Source organism: Enterococcus crotali (assembly GCF_000633635.1).
Taxonomy (GTDB): domain Bacteria; phylum Bacillota; class Bacilli; order Lactobacillales; family Enterococcaceae; genus Enterococcus_L; species Enterococcus_L crotali.
Window position 1 is genome coordinate 349,044 of sequence record NZ_AYPQ01000001.1, and the last position, 13,446, is coordinate 362,489.

At 34.6% G+C, this 13,446-nt stretch carries 12 protein-coding genes and 1 pseudogene; 12 read left to right on the forward strand and 1 reads right to left on the reverse strand.

Annotation, left to right across the window (positions count from 1 at the left end):
* Positions 1-8: 8 nt before the first annotated feature.
* From V192_RS0101700 to V192_RS0101750, 12 genes and pseudogenes are all read left to right on the forward strand, one after another.
* Complete coding sequence (locus V192_RS0101700) at positions 9-671, forward strand: hypothetical protein (RefSeq protein ID WP_025868666.1); 663 nt, start codon at positions 9-11, stop codon at positions 669-671.
* Positions 672-686: 15 nt separating this feature from the next.
* Positions 687-1,442, forward strand: a complete 756-nt coding sequence (gene lepB, locus V192_RS0101705) for a signal peptidase I (protein WP_025868667.1) — start codon at positions 687-689, stop codon at positions 1,440-1,442.
* Positions 1,443-1,673: 231 nt separating this feature from the next.
* On the forward strand, positions 1,674-2,030 hold the full coding sequence (locus V192_RS0101710; protein ID WP_025868668.1) for a hypothetical protein: 357 nt from the start codon (positions 1,674-1,676) through the stop codon (positions 2,028-2,030).
* Positions 2,031-2,339: 309 nt separating this feature from the next.
* A complete protein-coding gene (locus V192_RS0101715) occupies positions 2,340-3,461 on the forward strand; it encodes a tyrosine-type recombinase/integrase (RefSeq protein WP_025868669.1) in 1,122 nt (373 codons plus the stop codon).
* Between the two features lie 265 nt (positions 3,462-3,726).
* Positions 3,727-6,378 carry a glycoside hydrolase family 38 N-terminal domain-containing protein gene (locus V192_RS0101720; RefSeq protein WP_025868670.1) on the forward strand — a complete coding sequence of 884 codons (2,652 nt, stop codon included), beginning with the start codon at positions 3,727-3,729 and terminating at the stop codon, positions 6,376-6,378.
* Entirely contained in the window at positions 6,375-7,697 is a 1,323-nt protein-coding gene (locus V192_RS0101725) for a PTS sugar transporter subunit IIC (RefSeq protein WP_025868671.1), read from the forward strand. Before V192_RS0101720 ends, V192_RS0101725 begins: the two co-directional genes overlap by 4 nt.
* Before the next feature lie 83 nt (positions 7,698-7,780).
* Positions 7,781-8,218, forward strand: coding sequence for a MurR/RpiR family transcriptional regulator (locus V192_RS21835; protein ID WP_239644540.1), 438 nt, complete (start codon positions 7,781-7,783; stop codon positions 8,216-8,218).
* Positions 8,137-8,577 (forward strand): MurR/RpiR family transcriptional regulator, encoded by a 441-nt coding sequence (locus V192_RS21840; protein WP_239644565.1) that lies wholly within the window; start codon positions 8,137-8,139, stop codon positions 8,575-8,577. The genes V192_RS21835 and V192_RS21840 overlap by 82 nt, the downstream gene beginning before the upstream one ends.
* 14 nt (positions 8,578-8,591) lie before the next feature.
* Positions 8,592-9,866, forward strand: coding sequence for a glycoside hydrolase family 125 protein (locus V192_RS0101735; RefSeq protein ID WP_025868672.1), 1,275 nt, complete (start codon positions 8,592-8,594; stop codon positions 9,864-9,866).
* Between the two features lie 11 nt (positions 9,867-9,877).
* Positions 9,878-11,250: pseudogene (locus V192_RS18975) on the forward strand (glycoside hydrolase family 1 protein).
* A gap of 210 nt (positions 11,251-11,460) precedes the next feature.
* Complete coding sequence (locus V192_RS0101745; protein ID WP_025868673.1) at positions 11,461-11,826, forward strand: hypothetical protein; 366 nt, start codon at positions 11,461-11,463, stop codon at positions 11,824-11,826.
* A 151-nt stretch (positions 11,827-11,977) separates the two neighbouring features.
* Positions 11,978-12,745 carry a class I SAM-dependent methyltransferase gene (locus V192_RS0101750; protein ID WP_025868674.1) on the forward strand — a complete coding sequence of 256 codons (768 nt, stop codon included), beginning with the start codon at positions 11,978-11,980 and terminating at the stop codon, positions 12,743-12,745.
* A gap of 89 nt (positions 12,746-12,834) precedes the next feature.
* On the opposite strand, the gene V192_RS0101755 is transcribed toward V192_RS0101750, so the two are convergent.
* Positions 12,835-13,269, reverse strand: a complete 435-nt coding sequence (locus V192_RS0101755) for a universal stress protein (protein WP_025868675.1) — start codon at positions 13,267-13,269, stop codon at positions 12,835-12,837.
* Positions 13,270-13,446: the final 177 nt, after the last annotated feature.

Here is a 13,446-nt window from a genome sequence, read left to right on the forward strand (position 1 = left end):
GAGATAAAATGACATTATTGGATTGGATTGCGGTCATAAGTTTAGCAATAGCAATTATCTTTCTTCTCTTTATTCTCTTGTTCTTAGTGGGGATCATAAAAACTGGAAAAGAACAAAAAAAAATTCTGTTGATTCGAACTAAAAATAAACGTAAGAGAAAGGTAATTGCTAGAAAAAAGCGACAACTACAGAAGAAAAAGAAAAAAAGCATCGTTGCAAGCTTTTTATGTTTGATTGTCATGTTTATAGGCATTGCTACTTCTATGTATGCAGTTTATTATCAATCAACGAATCTAGGTGAGGAAGATAAAAAAGCAATTGTTTCAGGATATTACAATCTTCGAGATATTGAGGATCAATTGCAATTGGCTGAATCAGGTGAAGGAGAACGGGCAGAGCAAAACCTAAAGAATCTTTCTTTACGGCTAGCAGCATTTGCTTTGAATAGAGCAGACTATCGTATTAATGGTGATGGACAGATACGTATCAATCGCTATTATTCTTCGATGAAGGAGCTGGGAATCAATCTGTCTTCACAAGAAAAAGGCTTTTATAATGATCCGTCTTTACTAGAATCTTTTAAAGGAGATATTGAAAGAGTGAAGAAAAATGAGCAGGCTGTGATCGAGCAATTTAAAATAAACGAAAAATCATTGGCAGAAAAAAAATAACGGAGTTAAATGTTTATGGCAAACACAGGGCATTCATCAAATAACAAAACTAAGTTACAAACGCCTTCAAATAAAAGAGCTCGGAAAAAGCGCCTAAAGAACAAACATAAGACTCCAGTTATACAAAAGCAACATGAAGCAACTAAAAGGAAAAAACGGTCAAATCAAAGACCCAATAAAAAGAGAAATTCGATTTATTTAAAACGAAAAAGACAGCAAAAGTTTGTTCGATTTAGTCTTGAAATCAGTAGTTCAATCTTGATTGCGTGTATTTTTATCTGGGTGCTTTCCTTATTTTTATTTACCTTTTCAAAAGTTGATGGTTATAGCATGCTGCCAACACTTTCTGAAAATGATTTTGTGTACATCAATCGTCGAGCGAGAATCAAACGCTTTAGCATAGCTTATTTTAAGACACCTGATCAACACGGAAAAGCAATGCGTCGCATCATCGGATTACCTGGTGAAACTGTGGAGTACAAGGGCGATAAGTTGTTTGTGAACAATGAAGAAGTAATGGAGTCGTTTATTGACAATCAAGAAGTAAAAAAAATGCAAAGTATGGATACTTTTTTTACAGAAGATTTTGATACAAAAACGATCAAAAATGGTCAGCTAATAATTCCCAAAGATTCATACTTAGTATTGGGGGACAATAGACCCTATTCTACCGACAGTCGATATTATGGTTTCGTTCCGAAAGAAAATATTATCGGCGTTGTCAAAGTGAGAATTTTACCCATACACAAGATAGAAAATTTAAATCGATAATTAGCTGATACAAGCTATTTTAGATTGTGCAAAAAACATAGGAAGTATAAAGAAATCAGAGTTTAGTACATATGTTGGCCTATTTTTATCATAAGAAATAGCCACATATTTATGAAAGAATAAAAGAATCAGCTGCTAATGAAGAGTGATTCATATCTCTTTCAAATGTATTTGATAATTTTGGTTTTTTTAAAGGGTCACTTAACAATATATTACGAGGAGATGTTATAAATGAAAAAGAAATTATTAGTTATGTTTTCACTAGCAATGGGACTATTCATTCTGTTAGGGTTCGGAGGACAACAAGCCGAAGCAACAACTGCAAAAAACACTTATTTTGAAAATCAAACAGAGGTAACCAATGCAAAATCAACTAACCCTAAATTAATTTTAAAGGGGGAAGTTACAGTTACTACTGAATCTGAAGCTACAACTAAGTATGCAAAAATTTATACAGTTTATAACAACAGAAAATTTTATGATAGCTGTGCAAAATTAGTTTCTACAACACCAGAATATGATTCTAAAGGTCTTGAAACAGGAAGATATTTCCATGTTTACAAATTCTGTGGCTGTAAAGTAAAATAAATAATTAAGTAAATTGAGTGACTTCTTTAAAAACTATTATTATATACAATGCCAAACAAAAAGAGTTTATTTTTTGTTTGGCATTTTTGTTCTTCAAATGATAATGAGAACGCTTTTGAAAGGAGTTTTAAAACATTTTTATATAATATAGAGAAAAATATCGATAGCATACCAGATAAAACAAAAAAATATTAAATAGTAGTGTATATTTATAATGATATAAGGTATATTAAATTTACACTATTTATTTTAATTATTTGGTTTGGAATAATTGAGTGTATGATTTGTTTGTTGAAAAGGGGTATAGAAATGACTAGAAAAGGTGAAAATATTTATAAACGGAAAGATGGTAGGTGGGAAGGCCGCTATATAAAAAAAAGAGATAGTAAAGGCAGAATTATTTATGGCTATACTTATGGAAAACGCTATATAGAAGTAAAGTCAAAATTAATATTATTGAAAGCGCAACATTTTGAGTTAGATACTATCAAGACTTTTAATGGCGATTTACAAGAGTGGAGTGTTTATTGGTTACATCACTATAAAAAATCTACTATAAAGCAGTCTACATTTTTTAATTATAAATGGTTGATAAACAAATACATTCTTCCTTATATAGGTGAAAAAAGGATAAGTGATCTGAAAAATGAAGAAGTTAGAAGCTATATTGAAACGATAGAAGGACTGGGATTATCACATGGAACAACGAATAATATTTTTATTTTACTTAAAAAAATTTTAGAAGAAGCAGAAAATCAAAACATAATTTCTTCTAATCCTTGTCGAAACATTAAGTTGTCCAGAAAAAAATATAGGAATAAAGTACCAGTTGCTCTGACGGTGAATGAGCAAAAGCAATTAGAATATTTTGCATTCAAAGAAAAAGGGTGCTCCGCAATTATTTTGGCCTTGTACTCAGGTCTTCGGATTGGTGAGATTAGTGGACTTAAATGGTCAGATATTGATTTTGAGAATGGAACTATTTACGTTAATCGTACGATTTTCAGAGTAAATAGTCATAGCGAAGGTCGCAAGACGGAAGTACTGGTTGGAATTCCTAAAACAGATCAATCCTCTAGAGTTGTTCCATTAGCTGGAAACTTAAAAAACTACTTGCTTGCAAAAAAAGCACTATCAGCTTCGAGTTATGTTGTATCATGTAAAAATAAAATGACTGAACCCAGAGTGATCAGATACCGATTTAAAAAAGTTGTAGAAGCCTCAGGAATTAGAAACATCCACTTTCATTCTTTGCGCCATACATTTGCGACTCGATGTTTAGAAGAACGTGTAGATATATCCAGTTTGAGTAAGCTTTTGGGTCACACTTCAGCAAAAATGACTTTAGATACGTATGCAGATTCGGTACTTGAAAGTCGACAAAAAGCGATCTTTAAAATAGACAAATTAATGACTTATCAATTGGATTAAGACTGTTTATTGAGTTAAAAGAGGTATGAGATGTGAAAATATTTTTAGTTTTTATCAAATAAACAATGAATATGTAGTATTAGTGCCTAGTGAATGAGTCAGTTTCTTTTACTCAGGCACTTTTTTTTGCTGAAATCTCACTTAGAAAATATTTTCGTTATATTTGAATAATTAAGAAAATACTTGAAAATATTACCGAAATCGTTTTCTTTTCAAGAAATGCGGAGTATATTTATAAAGAAGAGAGATGGAGGGAAAAGTTTAGATGAAGAAGATACATGTAGTGGCTCATACTCATTGGGATCGTGAGTGGTACTTTAGTGACAATGAAGCATTTATCCAATTTTCTTATCATATGGACGAAGTGATTTATGCTTTAGAAAACAACGAACTGGATTATTACTATTTGGATGGACAATTGAGTATTTTAGATGATTACTTAAAAGTGTATCCAGAAAAAGAAGCAAAAATCAGAGAACTTGTTGAATCAAACAAGTTATTTATTGGTCCTTGGTATACGCAAATGGATGAATTTGTTGTTGCGGGAGAGTCAGTCGTTAAAAACTTACAAATCGGGATCAATATGTCCACACATTTAGGGGGTCATACTTCATTAGGTTATTTACCAGACTCGTTTGGTCAAGGAAAAGACATGCCCAAAATTTATAATGGTTTTGGGATCGAAGATGCTGTATTTTGGCGAGGTATGCCAAACGAAGTGACAAAGAGCCGTGAATTTTATTGGGTAGCCGAAGACGGGTCGAAAGTTTTAACGATCAATATACGTAATGGCTACTATGCTGGAGTAGCGTTGGTTGAAGGGGAAGATTATCAGAAAAAGGCCATGTTAGATCTTGTGTCTCAGGACAATGCTACAGATATCGTTACTTTACCAGTTGGGGGAGATCAGCGAGCTGTTGATCGAAATTTGAAAGAAATTATTCAACAAGTGAATGAGCAATATGGCACTGAATATCAGATTGAAGAAAGCAATTATCCACATATTTTTAATTTATTAAGAAAAACAGCTGCAGATTTACCTACGGTTCAAGGCGAATTTATGAGTGGTAGCGTTTCAAAAATTCATCGTTCGATTTATTCATCAAGGTACGACCTAAAAAAACTGAACGATACGATCGAAAATCGTTTGATTTTCCAGCTAGAACCATTGATGCTGATGGCTGATGATTTAGGGATCCCATTTAAACGAGAGCTTTTGGATTATATTTGGAAACTATTGTTAAAAAATCATGCCCACGATAGCATCGGCGGATGTAATACTGATAAGACGAATGAAATGATCTTAGCCCGATATAAAGAGGCCGATCAACTATCTTATTCTACGATTGATTATTTAGTAAGGAAAATTTCGGAGTCAATAGAAGGAATTCAAGAGAATGACTTAGTGTTATTTAATACACTACCGTATACGAGAACAGATACTCAGATAGTGGAAGTCAGCACCAAACTTGAAAAAGTCAAGCTATTTGACGAAAATCACAAAGCATTAGAGATGCAAATTTTGTCGACAGAAAGAGTATACGCTGGTGAAGTCAGAAGATCAGAAGAAGATTATGACGAATCGAAATACTACTACATTCATAAGATAAGTTTAACCAAAGAAATTCCTCCACTTTCTTATGTGATCGTTACTGTAGAAGAACAAATTGAAACAAATGAAAATGTAGAAACTGCTGATCTTAAAAAGACCATGATCGAAAATGAGAACTATAAAATTATTTTTTCAAATGGAAATTTCTCTATTACGACAAAAGAGCAAAGGAAAACTTACGAAAATTGTCTATTTATTGAAGAATCAGGCGATGAAGGAGATACATATGATTATTCTCCGGCTTACCATGATCAAGTCCATCAGTTATTATTTGATACGTCAGATGTTGCCATTCAAAGTGGACCTTTACTTTCTGAAATGATAGTAAAAGGAAAATGGCATGTTCCAAAAGATTTAGAGGCCAGAAAAGCACACAAGACAAATGCTGTTATTGATTATACTTTTACATTGTCATTAAAGAATGATTCTAAGCGAATTGATATGAAACTGAAAATCAATAATCAAGCGATGGATCATCGTATGCGCCTAGTTGTAAAAACGCCAGTTGAAACCAAAGTCAGCTATGCAGATACTTTGTTCGGGATCGTAGAAAGAGAAAATCAAGATCCTCATATTCATGATTGGAGAGAGTTAGGCTGGAAAGAAGAACCTACAGAAATTTATCCAATGATCCATTATTCAAACATTCATGATTTAGAAACTAGCTGGACCGTGATGAGTAAAGGAATCAAGGAGTATCAAGTGATCGACAGCGATTTGTATCTGACCTTGTTTAGAGGGATAGGATTTTTAGGGAGACCAGAATTGTTGAGAAGACCTGGAGATGCTTCTGGCAACCAATATCGTTATATTCCAACACCAGATAGCCAATTATTAGGTACTTTGGAGATGGAACTGTCATTATTGATCGCGGATGTTTTTGATCCAGTAATGAGTCAAAAAGAGTATCAAGCTTACTCAGTTACATGCCCGTATTATCAAATTCAAACATTGAATCGTTTTACGAATCCTATTCAATATTTCCAAAGCAATAAAGTAGACCAGTTACAGGCTCTAAAAGAATGTATAAATTTAACTGACTCAAATTTAGTCTTTAGTGCATTAGAGTTAAGTCGTGACGAGCAGTGGATCAATCTTCGTTTATACAATCCCTCTCTAATTGAGACGGTCATAGATGAAAAAATCACTTTACCAACTGAAAGTACTGTTCGTTTTGTCGATTTAAATGGCGACACACTTGAATCTTTAGGAAAAGTAAAAGAAATTTTATTAGGCGAGTTCAAACCAGGACAAATTAAATCAGTTTCAATAGAAAGAGAACACGGGAAGGTTGAGATAAAATGAAAATAAATATCGAAAAAATTCAAGATCCATTGCTAAAAATTGCCAATAAAGTGGATAACAACAGTGTTTTACAAGCAATTAAAAATGCCTTTATCAGCAGTATTCCCTTTACGGTCGTGGGGTCTTTTTCCAATCTAATCAAAATGCAGATCGATGCCTTTTTTGGTGAGACGGCGATCGGTCAAACCGCATCAGCAATTTTTGGAAATGTTTATTTAGGAACTTTGGGTATCGTAGCATTATTGATTGTATTTTCTACTGCTTATAATTATGCTAAAGAATTGATGAAAAAACACCCTGAGGCAAATATCAATCCACTATTAGCAACCTTATTAGCTTTTGCGGCATATTTTGTTATGGTGCCTAATAATGTGAATTTTGCTGATAGTTCTGCGGAAGTAGTTCAAGGTTATGCAAACAATTTCTTTAGTTATGAAGGAATGTTCACAGCGTTGATCGTTGGTTTACTTGCCGTATTTTTCTATTCAATCTTGGCGAAGCATAAAATTGCGATCAAATTGCCGGGAAATGTTCCGCCAAACGTATTTGATTCATTCTTTGCATTGATTCCAATTTCAATTGTTCTGCTTGCTTGTTCGATAATGAAAGTCGTGATCGAAGCGTTTGACTTTAATTCATTTATGGATCTGGTCAGTCAATTATTTGTTCAACCATTGACTTCTGTTGGAACAGGTTTACCAGCAATTATCGTCGTTATTTTATTAGAACAAATTTTATGGTTCTTAGGTCTACATGGATTTAATATTGTTTGGGGCGTTGTTTCTGCTTTATGGTTGCCGATTTTCTTAGAAAACGTGGCTAAATTTGCTGAAACTAAAAGCTTTGCTGATATTTCAGTTGCACCAAATACAATGACCAATGTGTATGCAATGATCGGAGGATCTGGTGCAACATTCGGCTTGATTTTAGCAATTTTGATTTTTACTCCTAAAACATATAGTGGTCGTGAGGTTGCAAAACTTTCATTTATTCCAGGTTTATTTGGGATCAATGAACCGATCATCTTTGGATTTCCGATTGTATTAAATCCATTAATGTTTATTCCGTTTGTCTTTGTGCCTGTCTTTAATGCAATTGTTGCCTATATTGTGACAAAAATCGGTTGGGTGGTTCCATTGGTTGTATTAAATTCAGGAAATGAACCGATATTTATCAGCACTTGGATTTTAGGAGCTTTCCACCTGAGCCCAGTGATATTGACAGCTGTTTTAGTCGTTTTAGACATTTTCATTTACGCGCCATTCGTACGTATGAATATGAAATTTGATGAAAGTCAGTTACTTAACGCACAAAACTAGTCTATCTATACTAACAAGAGACAAGCGTTGCTTAAAAGAACCTCGTCTCTTGTTTTATTGACGATAGAGGAAGGAGTTGTAAAATGGAAAGTTATATAGAGTTGATTATCCAGGCAAATGAAAAAAAATTTACTGATGTAGAGCGAGTGATTGCACAATATTTTTTAGCTGGAAATAAAGAGCTAGGGATTCAGGAATTGGCTAAAGAGCTGAGTGTTTCAAATTCTTCGATTACCCGCTTTTGTAAAAAAATTGGTTTAGCTAATTATAAAGAATTGATCTACCTTTATAAATATTCAAGTAAAGGAAACAAAAAACAAGCAGATTCTAGCATTAGTTATGTGAATTTGAACTATTCTTTATTGCTCAACGATATCATTGAAAAACTAGATAAAGATGAAGTTAAAAAAGCAGCATTGATGATCGATGGCGGCGTCTCATTCACTATTGGGGAACGGGGTACAATGCATTTTGTGGAGAAGATTTTCAGTTTAAATTTTCACGACTTGGAAAAATTGTGAATGTAATCAAGGATGAACATTCCATTGTGATGATGGCTCATGGGGTTCAACAGGGGGATCTTGTTGTTTTATCTTCGATCTCTGGCGATAACGAAGCCGTTCAGGAAGCGGTAAGAATCGTCTCTGAGAAAAACGCTAAAGTGATTGTGATTACTGCAAATGAAAAAAGCCCATATAAAGAGTTTGCCGAAGCCTTTTGTCTAACAAGTTCGATGGGTAAAAAAGATATGGGAGGAATATCTCCTCAGATTCCAGTTTTAACAGTAATCGATATATTGTATACAGAAATTCTGGCAATGTATCACGAAGATACAATAAGATCATGGATAAAATCAGAAGTAATTTTAAGAGGGAAATAAAAGGAGAGTATTCAATGACCGCAAACTATTCAAAAACAGTAATAGATCATTTAAAAAAACAAGTCGCAGAGCGCTCAAACAATCCTAGATGGAGTGAAGTCTTTTCAAATTGTTTTGATAATACACTGGAAACGACGGTTAAATCAACGGAGTATGAGGATACGTTTGTAATTACTGGCGATATTCCGGCAATGTGGTTACGGGATTCATCTGCTCAGATAAAACCTTATTTATCTGTAGCAAATGAAGATGTGGCTATCAAGCAACTTATCTGTGGTTTAGTTGCTCGTCAAATAAAATGTATCTTGATCGATCCCTACGCAAATGCTTTTAATGAATCTGAAAATGGCGCTTGTTATCACCATGATATCACAGAGATGAACGGCTGGATCTGGGAGCGGAAATACGAAGTCGATTCTTTATGTTATCCAATCGAATTAGCTTATTTATTATGGAAAAAAACAGGTGAGACAAAACATTTTACCGAGGCTTTTAAACAAGCGGCAGAAAAGATCATCGAAGTTTTTGAAACAGAACAGCATCATGAAAATTCGTCCTATCGATTTGAACGTTTTGGTGAACGAGCTGAAGATACACTTTCTAACGGTGGACTAGGTGAGCCTTGCAGTTATACTGGGATGACTTGGTCTGGTTTTCGACCGAGTGACGACAGTTGTACATATAATTATTTAGTTCCAGCTAATATGTTTGCCGTCGTTATATTAGGGTATCTGGAAGAAATAGCTAAAGTGATCTATGAAGATGACTTATTAGCAGAAAAGGCTAAGCATCTGAAAAATACAATTGATGAGGGGATAGCTGAATGGGGTATTGTTGAACATCTTGGAAAAAAAGTTTATGCTTATGAAGTTGATGGACTTGGTAATTATCTTTTGATGGATGATGCGAATGTACCTAGCCTGCTTGCTGCTCCTTACTTAGGCTATTGTTCCATGGAAGATACTGTCTATCAAAACACGCGGGCACTGATTTTATCTGATGATAATCCTTACTATTATGAAGGAACTAAATTAAAAGGAATCGGGAGCGAACATACACCAAAAGACTATGTTTGGCCGATTGCCTTATCGATTCAAGGATTAACAACAAATGATCAATCAGAAAAAGAAGCTCTTTTAAACACATTGGTTCAAACAGACGCAGGGACGAATCATATGCATGAAGGGGTCAACGTCAATGATCCGATGCAGTACACTCGCGAATGGTTTTCATGGGCGAATATGATGTTTTGTGAGTTGCTTTTAGATTACTTAAAACTGAACAAATAGGAGAATAGCAAATGAAAAAATTTCCAGAACATTTTTTATGGGGAGCAGCAACATCGGCGCCTCAATCAGAAGGTCATGGTTCGTTGAATGGAAAGTCACCTTCTACATGGGATAAATGGTATGAAATAAATCCAGAGAAATTCCAAAAAAATCAAGGGCCTGAGCACACCTCAAATATGTATGAAACATACATTGAGGATGCCAAAAGAATGAATGATATCCATATGAATTCCTTTAGAACATCTATTGCTTGGACGCGTTTGTTGCCGGATGGTAAAACAATCAATCCGGAAGCGGTCACTTTTTATCGTAACTATTTTCAAGAACTACATTCAAATGGCGTCAAACCGATCATTAATTTGTTTCATTTTGATATGCCTTGGTGGTTGATGGAAAAAGGTGGTTGGGAGTCACGAGAATCAGTGGATGCATTTGCTTTTTATGCTGCGACTTGTTTTGAGTTGTTTGGGGACTTAGTTGAGTCTTGGACAACTTTTAATGAGCCAATGGTTCATGTAGAATGCGGCTATTTATACGGGTATCATTATCCTGCTATTCATGATTTGAAAAAGGCAGTTCAGGTAGCTTTTCATACCGTGATGGCACATACGATGGCTGTGAAAGCATTTAAAGAGGGCAAATACTCTGGGGAAATCGGAATTATTTTAAATGTGTCTCCATGCTATCCAAAAAGTCATTCTGCAGCAGATTTGCGTGCGGCAGAACTTGCTGATTTATTAAATACAAAGAGCTTTTTAGACCCAGCTGTTTTAGGTACATTCCCTGAAAAATTGATCGATTGTCTAGCGGATAATCAGTTATTACCTATAGTCGCAGAGCAAGACTTACACTTGATACAAATGAATACAGTCGATTTTATTGGAATGAATTATTATCAGCCTCGTCGTGTTCAGGCACCATCTAAGGTCAATCATCCAGCTGTTTCTCCAGCTGATTTTTATGAGCATTACGATTGGCCAGACAAAAAATCAATCCATATCGAGGCTGGGAAATTTATCCAGAAGCCTTGTATGATGTTGCAATGATGATCAAAAATGAGTACAACAATATTCCTTGGTACGTTTCTGAAAACGGAATGGGTGTTGCAGATGAAGATCGATTTATGGATCAAACTGGAATGATCCAAGACGATTATCGCATCGAATTCATGATCGAACATTTAGAACAACTTCATAAAGGAATTGAAGCTGGCAGTAATTGTTTTGGTTACCATACGTGGACCTTTGTTGATTGCTGGTCTTGGTTAAATGGCTATAAAAATCGTTACGGCTTTTATCGCTTAGATTTAGAAAACGATCAACGAACGTTAAAGAAAAGTGGTATCTGGTTCAAAGACTTGATCGATCGTAATGGTTTGTTATAAAGCCATAATCGAAGGAATAAAGACAAGTTTTACGTAGTGTTACCCAACTAAAAAGCGCAGACCGAAACGAGTGATTCATTTTGGTCTGCGCTTTAAATTTGATTAGACGACAAAGCTAAAACGTTTTCCTTAAACAGGTTTTACTGTAATCTTTTTGATGGTATACTATGGAAAAGAAGATTACTTTGTAAGTGAAATGGAGCCATCAGGATGAATAATAGAGAGCAGCAAAGAAAATTTTCTGAACGATCTACTATCAATAATAGTACATTTGATGTGATGAATACAAACCAAACCCGCTACTCTAATGGTCAAGGAAAAGAAGTACTGCCAACTGATCGAGAAGAATCAAGAATTTCCAGCTATTACCTTTCAACAGGAGCCATTTATGTTTCAGGAGTGCTATTTGGAATCGGGCTATTTTGGTTGATCACTCTTCTGGGAGAAGAATATATATCATCCGCATTTTATGCTAGTACTGCATTTTTAGTATATACATTGCTCTTTTGTGTGATCATGAGCTATTCATGGATTTTCATTGGGCTAAAACTTGCTAAAAGAGATAGGAGAAAATGAATATGGAAAAAATGGTGAGGAAACGAAGTAACGACTTGATACAGTTAGCGTCCTGATAGAGGCTGTATTGAGTTAAGAATTTCTATCAGAATCGAGCATAACTGTATCGAACTTACACGAAGAAACAATAAATTGTAAGGGAGTTTTCGTTATGAACGAGAAAGAGTTAAAAAGAGCTTGGCAAATGATTGAACAAATTGAATTTAAGGGCTGGGATTTTTCATATATGGAAAATAGATGGCGACAAGAGAAGCTACCTTGGAGTTATTCAATGCTTGTGCACAATTATTTATCCAAGGAGATGGAGCTCTTAGATATGGGAACTGGCGGGGGAGAATTACTTCTGACGTTTGAACATCCATATCCCAAAACCTCTGTAACAGAAGGGTGGGAGCCCAATTATCTTTTGCTAAAAGAAAGACTTCAACCATTGGGTGTGACGATTACCTTCGTCGATGAAAGTGATCAGTTAGCTTTTCAAAATGATTCTTTTGATATGGTATTAAATAGTCATGAGTCGTATAATCCAAGTGAAGTATCCAGAGTATTAAAGCCAGGTGGGATCTTTATTACCCAACAAGTGGGGGATCAAAACGGGCGACTACTTTCAGAAAGACTACTTATGACATCACTTCCTAAAGAAGCTGAGTGGTCGTTACAAGCAGCCAGAAAAGCATTGTTAGAAGAAAAATTCCAAATTCTTTTTGCGGAAGAATATTTTCCATATCAAGATTTTTATGATATGGAAGGATTGATTTATTATATGAGAAGAATTCCTTGGGAATATCCTAATTTTTGTGTGGAAACTTATTTTGAGCAATTGCTGCTGCTTCAAGATGAACTGTTAGATAAAGGATTTATTCATAATCAACAGCATCGATTCATTTTGGTTGGAAAGTTAGAAAAAGAGTATAATTAAAACGAGTGAAGCAAAAGACTGAGACCTAACTCAAAAAGTTAGGTCTCAGTCTTTTGTTATTTTAGTCTAAAACTCTTTTCTCAATACAATTATTTAACGACAAGAACATTACAAGGTGCGTATTGTACAACATAACTTGTTGTAGTGCCGAGCTGATTTGATTGAATCATCCCTTTACCAGTTGCTCCAACAATGATTAAATCAATCGACTGATTTGTCGGAACAATCGTTGAGATCATTTCTTTTGGATTGCCGATTTCTACTATCGGTATCACGTCATCTAACCCTTGCTCAGTAGCATAATAAATATTTTTTAATAATTCTTTTTCGATTGCTTCTTTTTCTTCAGCAAGCACTTTTGAATAAGCATAGGAACTATGGCTGATTGCATTTTCGTCAACAACAGATAATAAATATAAAGTGGCATTTTTTTCTTTTGCAATAGCGACACCATGTTGTAGAGCTAACTCAGCATTTTTTGATCCATCAATTGCAACTAAGATATTCGAATAGTTATTGATCATTTTAATCAGCACCTTTCTTTATCTATCTTCATTATAACATGTTCATCACAAGAGGTTAAATGAATTGATGAAACACTTGTTTGAAACAAATCTGATAATACAAAAAATGTGATTGAGATACGACTCAAAGAGTCATGCCTCAACCACATAGAATCTGTCTAATGATAGAAATAATAG